Origin of the sequence: Acinetobacter pittii (assembly GCF_034067285.1) — a bacterium.
Lineage (GTDB): Bacteria > Pseudomonadota > Gammaproteobacteria > Pseudomonadales > Moraxellaceae > Acinetobacter > Acinetobacter pittii_E.
The window spans coordinates 2445201-2458077 of the sequence record NZ_CP139286.1 but is presented as its reverse complement, the minus strand read 5'-3'; the positions used below and the strand labels follow the sequence as shown (position 1 = coordinate 2458077).

Annotated in this window: 17 protein-coding genes; 11 read left to right on the top strand and 6 right to left on the bottom strand. The window is 35.7% G+C overall.

Going from position 1 to position 12877, the window contains the following annotated elements; all coding sequences use genetic code 11:
• Nucleotides 1-108: 108 nt before the first annotated feature.
• From SOI81_RS11665 to SOI81_RS11650, 4 genes are all read left to right on the top strand, one after another.
• Entirely contained in the window at nucleotides 109-1041 is a 933-nt protein-coding gene (locus SOI81_RS11665) for a hypothetical protein (RefSeq protein ID WP_016141642.1), read from the top strand.
• Nucleotides 1042-1281: 240 nt separating this feature from the next.
• Nucleotides 1282-1497, top strand: coding sequence for a cold-shock protein (cspV, locus tag SOI81_RS11660; RefSeq protein ID WP_016141641.1), 216 nt, complete (start codon nucleotides 1282-1284; stop codon nucleotides 1495-1497).
• Nucleotides 1498-1709: 212 nt separating this feature from the next.
• Nucleotides 1710-1934, top strand: coding sequence for a hypothetical protein (locus tag SOI81_RS11655; RefSeq protein ID WP_320148752.1), 225 nt, complete (start codon nucleotides 1710-1712; stop codon nucleotides 1932-1934).
• 346 nt (nucleotides 1935-2280) lie between these two features.
• Nucleotides 2281-3090, top strand: coding sequence for a pyrroline-5-carboxylate reductase family protein (locus SOI81_RS11650; protein WP_016141639.1), 810 nt, complete (start codon nucleotides 2281-2283; stop codon nucleotides 3088-3090).
• A 15-nt stretch (nucleotides 3091-3105) separates the two neighbouring features.
• Here the strand turns inward: SOI81_RS11650 and SOI81_RS11645 are convergent, their stop codons facing one another.
• Nucleotides 3106-3222, bottom strand: a complete 117-nt coding sequence (locus SOI81_RS11645; protein ID WP_004793556.1) for a hypothetical protein — start codon at nucleotides 3220-3222, stop codon at nucleotides 3106-3108.
• A gap of 178 nt (nucleotides 3223-3400) precedes the next feature.
• Nucleotides 3401-3886, bottom strand: coding sequence for an Lrp/AsnC family transcriptional regulator (locus SOI81_RS11640; protein ID WP_224992494.1), 486 nt, complete (start codon nucleotides 3884-3886; stop codon nucleotides 3401-3403).
• 363 nt (nucleotides 3887-4249) lie between these two features.
• Here SOI81_RS11640 and yafE point away from each other — a divergent pair, with 363 nt between their 5' ends.
• Together yafE and SOI81_RS11630 are read left to right on the top strand one after the other, a co-directional pair.
• A complete protein-coding gene (yafE, locus tag SOI81_RS11635) occupies nucleotides 4250-5017 on the top strand; it encodes a class I SAM-dependent methyltransferase (RefSeq protein WP_320540809.1) in 768 nt (255 codons plus the stop codon).
• A 284-nt stretch (nucleotides 5018-5301) separates the two neighbouring features.
• A complete protein-coding gene (locus SOI81_RS11630; protein WP_016141636.1) occupies nucleotides 5302-5640 on the top strand; it encodes a hypothetical protein in 339 nt (112 codons plus the stop codon).
• A 165-nt stretch (nucleotides 5641-5805) separates the two neighbouring features.
• Here SOI81_RS11630 and SOI81_RS11625 read toward each other — a convergent pair whose 3' ends face one another.
• Complete coding sequence (locus SOI81_RS11625) at nucleotides 5806-6285, bottom strand: hypothetical protein (protein WP_125699235.1); 480 nt, start codon at nucleotides 6283-6285, stop codon at nucleotides 5806-5808.
• 80 nt (nucleotides 6286-6365) lie between these two features.
• Complete coding sequence (locus SOI81_RS11620) at nucleotides 6366-6893, bottom strand: hypothetical protein (RefSeq protein WP_320540808.1); 528 nt, start codon at nucleotides 6891-6893, stop codon at nucleotides 6366-6368.
• Between the two features lie 641 nt (nucleotides 6894-7534).
• Here SOI81_RS11620 and SOI81_RS11615 point away from each other — a divergent pair.
• Entirely contained in the window at nucleotides 7535-8089 is a 555-nt protein-coding gene (locus SOI81_RS11615; protein WP_320540807.1) for a TetR/AcrR family transcriptional regulator, read from the top strand.
• A 53-nt stretch (nucleotides 8090-8142) separates the two neighbouring features.
• On the opposite strand, the gene SOI81_RS11610 is transcribed toward SOI81_RS11615, so the two are convergent.
• Both SOI81_RS11610 and SOI81_RS11600 read right to left on the bottom strand, forming a co-directional pair.
• Nucleotides 8143-9084: a metal-dependent hydrolase gene (locus SOI81_RS11610; RefSeq protein WP_016141634.1), complete on the bottom strand. Its 942-nt coding sequence runs from the start codon at nucleotides 9082-9084 to the stop codon at nucleotides 8143-8145.
• Nucleotides 9085-9379: 295 nt separating this feature from the next.
• A complete protein-coding gene (locus tag SOI81_RS11600) occupies nucleotides 9380-9613 on the bottom strand; it encodes a DUF2171 domain-containing protein (protein WP_016141633.1) in 234 nt (77 codons plus the stop codon).
• Between the two features lie 249 nt (nucleotides 9614-9862).
• On the opposite strand from SOI81_RS11600, the gene SOI81_RS11595 reads away from it, so the two are divergent.
• Genes SOI81_RS11595 through SOI81_RS11580 form a run of 4 tightly spaced genes read left to right on the top strand, consistent with a single transcriptional unit; the run spans nucleotide 9863 to nucleotide 12873 of the window.
• Complete coding sequence (locus SOI81_RS11595; RefSeq protein WP_320540806.1) at nucleotides 9863-10876, top strand: acyl-CoA dehydrogenase; 1014 nt, start codon at nucleotides 9863-9865, stop codon at nucleotides 10874-10876.
• Nucleotides 10864-11658: a PIG-L family deacetylase gene (locus SOI81_RS11590; protein WP_320540805.1), complete on the top strand. Its 795-nt coding sequence runs from the start codon at nucleotides 10864-10866 to the stop codon at nucleotides 11656-11658. The genes SOI81_RS11595 and SOI81_RS11590 overlap by 13 nt, the downstream gene beginning before the upstream one ends.
• Nucleotides 11633-12232 (top strand): class I SAM-dependent methyltransferase, encoded by a 600-nt coding sequence (gene nodS, locus SOI81_RS11585; protein WP_320540804.1) that lies wholly within the window; start codon nucleotides 11633-11635, stop codon nucleotides 12230-12232. Before SOI81_RS11590 ends, nodS begins: the two co-directional genes overlap by 26 nt.
• Nucleotides 12229-12873 (top strand): glycosyltransferase, encoded by a 645-nt coding sequence (locus SOI81_RS11580; RefSeq protein ID WP_016141629.1) that lies wholly within the window; start codon nucleotides 12229-12231, stop codon nucleotides 12871-12873. The genes nodS and SOI81_RS11580 overlap by 4 nt, the downstream gene beginning before the upstream one ends.
• The last annotated feature ends 4 nt before the right edge of the window (nucleotides 12874-12877 follow it).

Below are 12877 nucleotides of genomic sequence, written 5' to 3'. Positions count from 1 at the left end.
AAATATTTAAAATATGCATTTATATAAAAGTTAAAAGCAACATAAACATACAACCCTTAAAATTAAGCATGGTAGTATGCTAGACCTATACCTCAAGAAATATATAGTATGACGAAAAAAGAACGGCAGTTTAAATCTGGCGAATTTCAATTTTCCTTTTTATCGTTTAAATATTGGGGTATATGGTTTTTAGCTTTTATTCTGATGTTATTTGCGATGTTACCTTGGGCTATTCAATGGCGTCTCGCAGATCTTCTTTCAAAAATCGCTTGGAAATCTCTAGGTTCAAGACGCAAAACTACGCTACGAAATCTGGAAGCTTGCTTTCCTGAAAAAACATCTCTTCAAATTGAGGCAAAAGCTAAACAGGTTTTTGTTGATACCTTAACGGGAGTATTTGAAGCGTTAAATGCTTGGTATTGCCCGAACTGGTTTAAAAGCCGTGTTCATATAGATGGTTTAGAGAATTTAACTAATAATCAGGAAAATGGCGTACTGCTATTGGGTACTCATAGTACACTTTTAGATGCAGGCGGAGCCGCGTGTACCTTATTTTTTAATATGGACGTAGTTTACCGACCTCAGAATAACCCATTTTTAGATTTTCTGATTCATCGTAGTCGTGCGAGAGTGTATAAAAACCAGATTGCTCGAGACAACATGCGTGGACTCATCCAAAATCTTAAACATGGCCATGCAATATGGTATAGCCCAGATCAGGACTTTGGCTTAAAACAAGGTGTCATGGCATCATTTTTCGGTATTCAAGCTGCTACTGTTACAGCACATCGCAGACTGATGGATATCTCAAAAGCAGCAGCAGTGCCTTTGTATTTTTATCGAAGTGGCGATATTCGTAACCCTCAATACCATGTGTTGGTAGAGCCAAAATTAGAAAACTTCCCGAGTGGCTGTGAAGTCAGTGACGCTGAAAGGGTAAACAAGATTATTGAGAATCAAATTCGTATTGCCCCTACACAATACATGTGGTTTCACCGACGGTTTAAGACACGTCCTGCTGGTGAAAAGAAGTTTTATTAAGGATAAAGAGACATAGAATTTTTGTTGCTTTAATTATGTTGAATATCGATTGCAAATGATTTTGAAGCGTGTATTATCGAGCATAACTAACAAAATATTCTTGTCATCATAAATTTCTCTTTTCGTAGTTTTATTTATAATCCTTCGGTTTTCAGTCATTTAAGTTTTCACGTCTATTTTTTAGTTAAATTGGTTTCCCCAATAATAAGTTATAATATTTTAAAGATTCAGGATTAAAACATGTCTAATTCTACTGGTACAGTAAAGTGGTTCAATGAAACTAAAGGTTTTGGTTTTATTGCGGCTGACGAAGGTAAAGATATTTTTGCTCATTTTACCGATATTCAAACACAAGGTTTTAAAGTTCTTCTCGAAGGCCAACGTGTTGAGTTCACTGTAGTACAAGGTAAAAAAGGGCCACAGGCTTCAAATATTGTTATTCTTCAAAACTCATAATTAAATAAAAATACTTTATTGAATTTAAATAAATTTTTAAATAAATTATATTTAAACATATAGTATTTGCGAAAACCCACTTAAATTTGTGGGTTTTTATAATTTTAATCTCAAATTGTATTTAAAATAAAAGAGAAGTATCAAAATAATTGTTTAGAAGAGCTTCATTAATTTTATGTTATAATATGATTTATTAAATTTTTGGTATTAAAATGGATATTTGTATTGGCGGTATTTTTGACGGTCAAAAAATAGAAAATAATAAAGATACTTTCAAAGTGGAAGATCATTATTCAGATCATAGTTCTCAGTATGTTAAACAACACTTTCATTTATTTGGAAAAATTCTTTCTTTCTGGGTATGTGAGGATATAGATTTAGCACAAGCAACAAGAAGAGCAGAGCAAATTTTAGAAAAAAAGAAATACTGTAATTAAAGTTAAAACAAAATAGCCTAACTATATTATTGTAAATAAAAGATGTTCTAACTATTAAGTTCAATTGAAAAATTCTACTCTCTTAAAGTGATGTAAATTATTTACAATAATATAGTATTGGTTACATATTTTAAACAATTATTGAGTAGTCTTTGCTTATAAAGCTACTACATTAGGCTTAAGCTAAAGTTGTTTTATTTATTGCGCAAATAAAACAAAACCCATTTTAATAATATATTTTATTAAAATGGGTTCTTTATCCAGACGGTCATCTTAAATTCAATATTCATAATTAATAGAAATATTCATTGTTATAAGCCTCTCTTAAGAAAGGAAAACATTTTAAATGTTAAATGCAGTACACCCTAATATTTGCTTTGTCGGTAGTAGTAATTTAGCTTTGGCTTTAATAGGAGGGTTAGTTTTAAAGGGATTTAAAAAAGAAAAAATACATCTGATTGAAGAGAAAAATATTAATCATACAAATGCTTTAAAGCAAAATGAAAATGGATTAAAGAAAGCTGAAATTGTTGTATTGCTATTAGAGCCTAAACAGTTAAAAGAAATACTTGTACCCCTTAAAAAGGTGTTAGCAAATAAAATCATTGTTTCTATGATGGCAGGGGTTGATATTGCGAACTTAGCCCGTTTTACGGGTTCAAAAAAAATTGTACGTGTGATTTCAAATCCGCCTGTGCTTACCCATACGGGTACGCATGTACTTATTGCTTCAGAGCAAATGGATCAACTCGATAAAGACGTAATTGAAACACTGTATTCTGCAACGGGACAGACTTTTTGGGCGCCCTCTGAAACGCAAACCGATGCAATTATTGCACTTTCTGGTTCGGGTCCAGCTTACTTTTTCTATATTTTAGATAGCATGATAAAGACAGGAGTTTCTTTAGGGCTTGATAAGCAATTTGCCCTAGATTTAGCACTCCAAGCGGCCAGTGGTGCAGTTGAAATGGTTCGTAAAAGTAATGTTCCACCTGCAGATCTGTGTGGGAAAGTGACTTTGGCTAACGGAATTACAGAATCAGCTCTAAGAATGTTTGAGCTAGGAAATCTATCCGATGATATACGTTTAGCCATGAAGGCCGCATATCATCGTAGTAAAGAAATCACTTCTGAAATTATTACAGAGGTTAATTAACGCTTTTTGCGCAACTTAGGCCTTTAAAAAGTATTCCCAAATAATGAAACCTAAGCCAAACCCAATAAAAGAGTAGAGAGTAATAATAAAGAATACAAAACTGGCCTTATTTTTTTTCTTCAAAATGTTCATGGCGATGCCTCCAATTCAGATTAATTACATTTTGAAGAAGTGGAGGCTGTAATCATAGATACAGAATTTTTTAAAAAAAATATAACAGAGTCTAGATCTGTTATATTTTTTAGCTTCTCTACTAATAAAAATTTTAAAATCAATGAATTAAATAATTGTCTTTAACTGTTTAATGCATTTATTCAATTAACATTAAATCTGCTGTATTGGCAGATTTGAGGGGACGTAGGGCAAAGGTCGAACGGGTGTGTCGAATTCCTTTAATCGAGTAAAGTTTCTTCCTTAAAAACCGTTCGTAATGGTCAGCATCTTTGACCGCCACTTTAACCAGATAATCATAGTCACCTGTAACGAGATGAGCTTCAACGACTTCAGGTATGTCAGCTAATGCTTCGCTGAAATTCTCTAGCATTTCATCATCGTGGCGCTCTAAAGTAATTTCAATAAAAAAGACTTCATGAATCCCAATCGCTTTGGGGTTTACGTTTACCGTATATCCTTCGATAATTTTTAAAGTTTCCAGGCGTTTTAGTCGTGTCCAGCATGGAGAAGATGAAAGACCGACTTCTTCGGCCAATTGAGCAACGGTTAAACGGCCATTTCCACGTAATGCAGATAAAATTTTCCGATCTATACGATCTAGTACGTATTCTGTTCTGTTCAAAATATAAACCAAAGAAGAATCTTCTGATAAATCTAAATATACTTCATTTTTATGCTGTGAACATTTAAAAATATTAAAAAATACAGGAAACATTTTGAGCAAAAGGTACATACACTATTTCTATGCATCAAACCTTCCTGGATAGAGGTTGAGATGGAGCAAAGAGCACTGTTTCAGTAAGGGTGACTAAACAGTGCTCTTTGCGGATTTCTTATAAATTGTTAAATCGATTTTGATGAATGGACAGAACCTATTAAAACAAATTAAATAATAACTTTTATTTATTAATTGAAGAAAAACTAATCATTATTTTTTATCTAACTTTTCCTTTATGTTAATTTCATTGCATATAGGAGCAAGGTTATGATCACCCAGCACGATATAAACCAAAAACAATACCAAAATAAATCTATCGATTATTTAAACAGCCAAGCTCATTCTCAAGGAATTGAATTTAATAAATTTATTAATGAAGTTCAGAAAATTGAAAAGGCTGTGGTTCTTGATTTAGGCTGTGGTGGTGGTCATGTCTCGTATAATGTTGCTCCACATGCTGACCTTGTTTTTGCTTACGATCTATCTCATGAAATGTTAGACACTGTGTCTAAGGCTGCCAGTCAACGCAAGTTAAAAAACATCTTTGTGCAGCAGGGCATTGCTGAAGATATGCCTTTTAGCGATCATCAGTTTGATGTGGTCATTAGCCGATATTCAGCTCATCACTGGCAGCATGTTCCGGCGGCTATGAAAGAAGTGAATCGTGTGCTTAAGCCTGATGGTATTGTTATTTTTGTAGACATTATCAGTTCTAGCTCGCCAATATTAGATACGTTTTTACAGACCATCGAAACCATTCGAGACCCAAGTCATGTACGAAACTATAGTGTCAAAGAGTGGGTGTATTTCATCGAAGATGCAGGCTTTGACTTGGTGGGCTTAGATAAACAAACGCTTGCGTTAGACTTTGATAGTTGGGTAAAGCGTATGAAAACGCCTGAAGATCAAATCAGAACTTTACGCTATTTACAGGAAGGTTCATCTGACCTTGTGAAGAAATATTTCAAAATTCAAAATGATGGTAGCTTTGAAAGCCATGTGGGTTATTTTGTCTTTAAGAAACTAGGATTTTAAAGCGCTGAAATGAGTAAGGGTTTTAGTAGTGTAGAAATCAATTAAATACTGCTAAAACTCTTTTCTTGAATAACTTGGATTATATTAAAGATCGCTATAAAACAAATTTAATATTATTTTTTGATAAAAATTAATCACCCAATTTTATTAAGGTGATTAATTATTCAAAAGAGAAGAGGTTTTATCCTATTTTCTTTATTATTAATAGACACTTATAAATAATTATTATTTAATACGCCCGCAATATTATCACTAATACTTTTAATAACTTTTTCGGGGAAATAATGCGTAATTTTTTAGTAACGATTTTCACTTTATTCGTAGCAACATCAATTTATGCTGCTCAAGAGTCTAGAAATCTTTTAGAGCAAACACAGTGTGAGAAAGCAGTAGAGCTACATGGTTTTTTAAGCCGTGCTCAACTTGATTGCAACTATCACTATTATTCAGAAGAGTTAAAGGATGCTGCTGCAAAATGTACTAAACATGATCTTGGCGAAAAATACGGTAGAGAAGTCATGAAATTTGGTATGAAGGAGTTTGAAGAGCGCAAGAAAGAGGACACTCAGGGCCACTTTTGTCATAAGGTTTTAAAAGAGTTTCCAAAATATATTAAACAATAAAAAATAAGGTTTTAAAAACCGATTCTAGCAAGCCGATAAAATGGATTTAATTGTTCATTTTATCGGTGTATTACCAAATATAATCTGCCAATTAGATTAAAATAAATTTTAAGAAGCTCTGTAATATAAAAAATATCTAATTTTGGCTCTATTAGTAATCATATTTTAGTTATGAAAATTATTAGCAGATGAAAAATATCTCTTTAACTCTATTTTAAAATTTTCCCATAGTGCCTCAGTCTCTAATTCTGAATAGTCTTCTAATGCCATCTCTAGTTGACCTTCGTATGAGTAAATTAAGAAACGCAATTCTTCTTTTTCTAAGTAAAGATTTATGGAAAAAATATTTTGAAAAAAGGAATATATCTGATCTTTATGATTCACGGTATTTATATGCTTAAAAATATAATTTTCCAAAACTTTCGTTGTTACTTTATCTATCAAAGTTTCACTAAATTCATTTCTTTCAGTTAGTCTGAAGTATTGTAAAACTTGCTCAGTATTTGATAAAAAACAGATGTCTAAAGCTAGCTCATTTGTTGGATCATCTTCTAGTGCATGCATGGCCCAGTCCTGAATTTCTTCAGGTGTGATTAATTTTAAATCTAGCTCCAATTTTAATTGAAATTTATAACTGTTAGACATTTATATAACCTAAATTTATTACATGATATTTAGAGGAACTAAGAGCAGCATCTTTCAATATACTTTCATATTTAAGAAAACTAGATAAAATTTTCATTCCATTTTTTGTCTAAGTCTTTTAAATCATTATATGCTTTTTCAAAATCGCTCAACGGAAAACTTAAGCGAGGAGCGTAAGGAGAGGTTTCCCAGACTACGGATGTCACAACATCGTGAATATGCGTAAATGCACGTCCAAAACGAGCCCATACGACTTGATCTGCTGAAACAACTTGTTCAACCATAACCACATTGCACACTAGATCTAAATCATCAGGGCAAACTAAAATTGGAACTACTGTTGAAATAGTTTCATTTTCGTAAGCTTCTGGTTTAAGAAGTTGCCATGCATTACTTAATGCCAAATTACTATCATAATCATATAACCAACCTTGAGCTGGAACTAAGCTTTCTGCGAGATCAGTAATGTGGGTATTTTGATGCACCCATATATTTAATGGAATATTATCAATTGCAAGAATAGGGAATGGTTTTAAATTACCACTAGCATCTTTTATGCATCCCTCAATTGAATGTTCATTTTGAAGAGTAGCTGAGATAGTATTCATATTTATAAGTTAATGTGAGTTAAGCAAATATAATATATTCTATTAAATAGATTAATGATTCTAATCCAATGAAAAATAATATTTATTCAATTATTTTCTATCCAATATCACATTGACACTCTAAACCCCTCCGATTATCCTTTGCCTGCTGGCCACATTGCCAGTCGGTTTTAGCAGGCCGTATTTACCCAACGCACACGAAAAAGTCTCTCTTTTTTGTGGGCATCCCTACGTGTCTCCCTCTGCGGCGGAACGGGAGGGGGACATCTTCGGATGTGCTGGTTTTTGGGTAAATCAGTCTGCTAACCCCTTTTCGTTTCGCCACCATAATCATTTAGCAGTGATGTGGCGAAACTTCTTTATTACCCAAAGGAGTCCGCTCATGCGTACTATTTCTTTTTTATTGGCCTACGCCAAAGTCTCTCTATTCATACCGCTTGAACAGTCCTTAAAACGGTTTAATCGACTCTAGGTTTTTTCTACGCCTTAAGAATCTAAAACACAGCAACTATAAAACTTGAGATAGGTCAGCACGCCATTTTGTGCGGCTTTTGCATGCCTGTTTTTAGCACTCATTTTAAGAGTGACGGCATTTCTATCTCTTTTATATACAACAAAAAATTATTTTAAGCGGTATATCTATGCCAAATTTACAATCTTCCTTTACAGCATTAAAAGTGCTTCACACAGCAAAAGATTTATTTAATCAAGATGGGTTTCAAAAAATCGGTGTTGATCGAATTATTGCCGAAGCACAAGTGTCTAAAACTACGTTTTATAAAATCTTCCATTCAAAAGAACGGCTCATCGAGATGAGTCTTACTTTTCAAACCGATGCACTCAAAGTAAAAGTACTTTCAATTTTCAATTCCTACAATGAACAAATGGTGCTCGATAAACTGAAGGAGATTTACTTTCTACATGCCAATTTAGATGGTTTTTACCGTTTGCCATTTAAGGCAATTTTTGAAATTGAAAAGCTTTATCCAGTTGCCTATAAAATTGTGGTCGACTACAGAAACTGGTTTATTAATGAAATATATAAGCTGCTTTTAACGCTCAAATCGACCGCTTCGGTCCAAGATGCCTATATGTTTTTATTTATGATTGATGGGGCGATGGTGCAGCTTTTAGACAAAAATGGTGTAGATGACAGAGCACGGTTATTGGATTATTTCTTTTTAAACTTGGCTTAATCAGATAAAAACTTAAAAAAAGCCCCAACTCAGGGGCTTTTTTTTCAGAATGTTTAACTTAATGACACAGATTTTGCAGAATGCATTCCTTCAAAATATTGGACCGCAGGTGAGCGAGCCATATAAGCTAAAGCTTGCGCGGTGTCTCCCTCATGAAGCGGGTTAAATTTTGGAGAAGCCCATCTTAAGGTCGCTTTCCATAAATATTTTATGGTCGGTAAGTTGTCTGAGCGAGTCGCAGTTTTTTCAAATTCACGAATAATTTTGAAGTAGCCACGGCGCATTAGTTTTTGAATATCCTCATGCTCTAAATCCTGCTTACCTAGACTACGGGCAAAGTCAGCAAGGAAGTAAATAAACAGTGGGAAAACCGCCGCCATAATCACTTGGCGCGACACATAAAAACCAAATTTATTTGTTAAGAGATGCTCAAATAAATCGTAAGCAACACAGCGATGTTCAACTTCTTCAGCCAAATGCCAACGGAACAAATCTGCCATAGCAGGGTCGGCTTTGTCCCACGTCTTACTGTCGAGTGTCCACTGGCCAATGGTGCCGGTAAAGTGTTCGATTGCGGCAATCACACCTACTCGGAAAAGTAGCCAATATTCATCTAGCTTTTCACCTTTTAAAAAAGGCATGCCTAAAGGTTTGTCACCCAATAAAATGTTAAAAACAAAATGGGCACGGTTGAGTGTCTCTTGTATGTCGTAGCCATTTTCACGCAAGAAATCTTGAGCTTTTTCATGAGCACGTGCATGGGCCGCTTCTTGGCGGACAAAGCCGATGACTTCTTGTTTTAATGTTTCATCGGTAATCAAGGGCAGGGTTTTATTAAACACGCGGCAAAACCAAAACTCACCAGCCGGCAAGAGCATGTTAATGCCATTGGCGACATGAGAGCATAGAGGATCATTTGGCATCCAGCAGACGGATGACTCCGCAAAATCAAAATGTACTTTTCTTGCTTTAAGCTGATGATTCCCTGTGAGCATATCCGTCACCCTATTCATAATTGTTTATTTAATGCGAATGGGTCATTTTTAGCATTCAGTCAACTTAATCACCATGTGCTTAAGGGACAAAAATATCCCTTGAATGGTTTGTTCAGATAAAAAGCATTGTCACTTCGTGTTTTTGAAGCTTATGCAATAAAAAAGGCTCCTTAGTAAAAAGGAGCCTTCATTTTTATCATTTAGGCCTAAAATAATTTAAGCCTGCTCATTTATTTTTATAGTGAAATATTTTAATTATAAATGACCACGGTGAATAACTCGCCGTGCTTCAAGCCTAGATTGCTTGCCATTGCTCTTTAACTTCTTCTGAATTTTTATTCAGAATGACTTGGTTTTCTTTCACTTCCCCAATCCATCCAGTAGGGATAAGGTGATGTTGGCCACTTTCATCTCGGGTGAGTTTGAGTTGGTTCTCACCATCAAGATGATCGACAGTTCCTACTTTTGTGCCACATGAAGCAATGACATCAGCATGTTTTTTAATATCATTAATATTTAAAGTATTCATTTTGGACCTCTTCTTTGGAAATAGAAAAACGGTAGAAACTAAATTACTTTAAATAATCGCTTAAATGTTGGGTTTTTAATAAACCTTACATGATCGGATTATAAGTTCACTTAATAGGAATATTTGGATAACAATGAAATAATTGGATATAAAACTAATATTATTTTTCTTTTTATTACAATTTACGTGTTTATTTAAACAGAAATGTTTAGTTATGGTTGAGTTAAGTCTTATAAATAATTATTTGCAATGAATATCAAAATACCTATAAACATGACGATTTTGAGTATCTTAAATGAATTTGAAACTGCCTCAGCTGAGGTTAAAAGTAAGCTGCGTATTAGTTTGCTCTATCAATTAATCAATGTAGCGAAAAATTTACCTCATCCAGCTTCGGGGCAGACTTATCAACGTTGGCAACTTTTTGGGCAGATTGCTGGGGTTGATTTAAGTCTAGCTAAGCTTTTTGAATCTCATTGCGATGCCATAAGCATTTTAAATGAATTGGGTTGTCAACAAGAAATGGATAACAAGACTTGGGCGGTTTGGGCAGCCGATGGCGGACCAGCGCCTTTGCAAGTTACTAATGACTTTTGTAATGGCATTAAACCGTGGTGCTCTGGCGCGGAATTTATCCAAAAAGCTTTAATGAGTTATAAAGATCAGCAAGGGCAGGCGCAGCTTTGTATTGCCGACTTAAGTCATCCATCTATCACTACCGATTTAAGCCATTGGCATGCTGTAGGCATGTATGCAACACAGACCGCGCAAGTAACTTTTAAAAATACGCCTGTTACGGCAATTGGTCAGCCAAATAGTTATTTAAAACGCCCAGGTTTTTGGCATGGCGCAGCAGGTGTTGCTGCGTGTTGGTATGGTGCTGCCGTGCGCTTAGCGGGTTATTTGCAAGAAAGTTGTCAGGCAAATCCTAATCCGTATAAAAAATTGTATTTAGGTGAGGTCGCTCAGCAATTGGAAATCACCAAACAATATTTTCAATATGTTGCCGAGTTGATTGACCATAAACCAACGCTAAGTCATGAACGGGAAATACGCATATTACGTGCCCAAACAGAACAATGTTGCCTGAGCGTTATTGAACGAGTAGGGAAAGCTTTAGGCGCGCGTCCTTTTTGTGAAGATGCAACCTTTGCTCAGCTCATGGCAGATTTGCCTGTGTTTATACGACAAAGTCATGCTGCTTTTGACTATGAGCAAATTGCAGAACTCTGTGTGTCGGAGCAAAGCCTATGGGAACTTTAAAACATCCTTTGGTTGAAGACCGCGTTATTTTTGGTGAGGGCACGGCCAAAGAGCAATGGTTAAATACATTTAAAGATCATCCGTTAGCGCCTTTAGATCTTGAGTTATTTCGTTCTAAAAGGGTGGTGATTGTCGCCCCACATCCTGATGATGAAGTGCTTGGCTGTGGCGGGTTAATGCAGCAACTGATCACATTGAATTGTAAAATAGTGGTTTTAGCTGTGAGTAACGGCACACAAAGCCATCCTAACTCTACAAAATATCCTCCAGATCAGCTCAATATTCTTCGTCCGCAAGAAAGCTTGGCGGCCTTAAATTGTCTAGACGTAGCAGAGTCAACCGAGCATATAGAGCTTAATTTGTTAGATGGTCAGATTCATTTGCAAACCGAGCAACTCTGGCAGTGTCTAGATCAGATGGTGCAAGCCAACGATATTCTAATTTGTAGTTATGAACTTGATGGACATCCAGACCATGAAGCAGTCGGTAAAACCGTACAAGCCTATGCAACTGCTAAGCAACTCCTATGTTTACACGTATTGATTTGGGCTTGGCATTGGGCAAAGCCTTTAGACCCACGAATTGATTGGCACCGAGCAAAAGCGTATTCCTTAACACAAGAACAGCTAACTAAAAAATATCAAGCAATTTTGCAGTTTAAAACCCAACTAGAAGCAGATGAAAGCACGGGGAATGCCGCAGTGCTATCTCCGAGTGCGATTAATCGTTTTTTAATGCCTTATGAGGTTTATTTGAGTGATTCATTCTCGCATGTACTTTGAAGATTTATATCGTCATAACAGTGATCCATGGGGCTATGACGCTCACTGGTATGAAGCACGTAAAAGACAAATTTGTCTCGCGCTGCTGACAAAGCCTCGCTATCCAAAAGTGCTAGAAGTCGGCTGTTCAAACGGACATTTAAGTTTTCATTTAGCGCAAAGAGCTGAGCAATTGGTATGTATAGATGTTTCTGAGAATGCTGTTCGTTTGGCTTCAGAGCGTTTAAAAGAATTTGGGCATGTTGTTGTTGAAAATAGAAAAATACCCGAAGACTACTCAATTCAAAAATTTGATCTGATTCTAATTAGTGAGATGGCCTATTACTTATCGAAGGATGAGTTACATCAGTTTATTGAAAAGTTAAAACATAGTTTAAATGATGACGGTGAAATTTTGTGTTGCCACTGGCGTCATGAAATTCAAGATTTTGAGTTGAACGCTGAGCAAGTCCATCAAGCTTTTCAGCAACATTTTCCATTTCATCACTATCTCAGCTTAACCGATCCAGATTTTATGATTGATCTATGGACGGCGAACACTTCCTCTTTAGCACAGCAGGAAAAACTAAGATGAAAATAGGTATCGTCATTCCCGCGCATAACGAAGAGTACTATTTATCTGCCTGTCTGCAATCTATTCAGGTGGCGATCGATAACATCAGTGGTTATGACGTAGAAGTGCTTGTTGTACTCGATAGCTGTACAGATCAGTCGCGTTTGATCGTACAAAGCCATCAAATCAATTGGATTGAATGCGACTATGCATGTGTTGGGCAAGCAAGAGACTTAGGTATTCGCCATTTAATTGAAAGAGGGGTCACATGGATTGCTTGTACCGATGCAGACACCGTCGTCAGCCCTGATTGGCTGCGCTATCAAATCCAGCATCAACCTACAGATGCAATTTGCGGCACTGTAACGCTCGATGATTTTAGTCATCTCTCTATCACTAAACGGCAAAAATATTTAGCACACTATAAAGATGAGATGGACCATGCGCATATTCATGGAGCAAATTTAAGTTTTAGTGCAGAGGTCTACCTTTTGGTCGGTGGCTTTGAGCCTATTTCATGTCATGAAGATGTATCTTTAATCAAAAAATTGCTCAAGCATTGTTGCAATATTACTTGGAGTAATCTGGTGCGAGTCACAACGAGCAGTCGCTTAAATGGGCGTGCGCCGCAAGGATTATCGTATTTTTTAAATAATCTCTAATGAC

Excerpts from the sequence above, each read along its gene's own strand:
- SOI81_RS11655 (WP_320148752.1), top strand. The coding sequence starts at position 1,710 with ATGGATATTTGTATTGGCGGTATTTTTGACGGTCAAAAAATAGAAAAT.
- SOI81_RS11615 (WP_320540807.1), top strand. The coding sequence starts at position 7,535 with ATGCCAAATTTACAATCTTCCTTTACAGCATTAAAAGTGCTTCACACA.
- SOI81_RS11610 (WP_016141634.1), bottom strand. The coding sequence starts at position 9,084 with ATGCTCACAGGGAATCATCAGCTTAAAGCAAGAAAAGTACATTTTGAT.
- SOI81_RS11665 (WP_016141642.1), top strand. The coding sequence starts at position 109 with ATGACGAAAAAAGAACGGCAGTTTAAATCTGGCGAATTTCAATTTTCC.
- SOI81_RS11590 (WP_320540805.1), top strand. The coding sequence starts at position 10,864 with ATGGGAACTTTAAAACATCCTTTGGTTGAAGACCGCGTTATTTTTGGT.
- SOI81_RS11630 (WP_016141636.1), top strand. The coding sequence starts at position 5,302 with ATGCGTAATTTTTTAGTAACGATTTTCACTTTATTCGTAGCAACATCA.
- SOI81_RS11650 (WP_016141639.1), top strand. The coding sequence starts at position 2,281 with ATGTTAAATGCAGTACACCCTAATATTTGCTTTGTCGGTAGTAGTAAT.
- SOI81_RS11580 (WP_016141629.1), top strand. The coding sequence starts at position 12,229 with ATGAAAATAGGTATCGTCATTCCCGCGCATAACGAAGAGTACTATTTA.
- SOI81_RS11645 (WP_004793556.1), bottom strand. The coding sequence starts at position 3,222 with ATGAACATTTTGAAGAAAAAAAATAAGGCCAGTTTTGTATTCTTTATT.
- SOI81_RS11620 (WP_320540808.1), bottom strand. The coding sequence starts at position 6,893 with ATGAATACTATCTCAGCTACTCTTCAAAATGAACATTCAATTGAGGGA.
- SOI81_RS11600 (WP_016141633.1), bottom strand. The coding sequence starts at position 9,613 with ATGAATACTTTAAATATTAATGATATTAAAAAACATGCTGATGTCATT.
- SOI81_RS11595 (WP_320540806.1), top strand. The coding sequence starts at position 9,863 with ATGAATATCAAAATACCTATAAACATGACGATTTTGAGTATCTTAAAT.
- SOI81_RS11625 (WP_125699235.1), bottom strand. The coding sequence starts at position 6,285 with ATGTCTAACAGTTATAAATTTCAATTAAAATTGGAGCTAGATTTAAAA.
- cspV (WP_016141641.1), top strand. The coding sequence starts at position 1,282 with ATGTCTAATTCTACTGGTACAGTAAAGTGGTTCAATGAAACTAAAGGT.
- yafE (WP_320540809.1), top strand. The coding sequence starts at position 4,250 with ATGATCACCCAGCACGATATAAACCAAAAACAATACCAAAATAAATCT.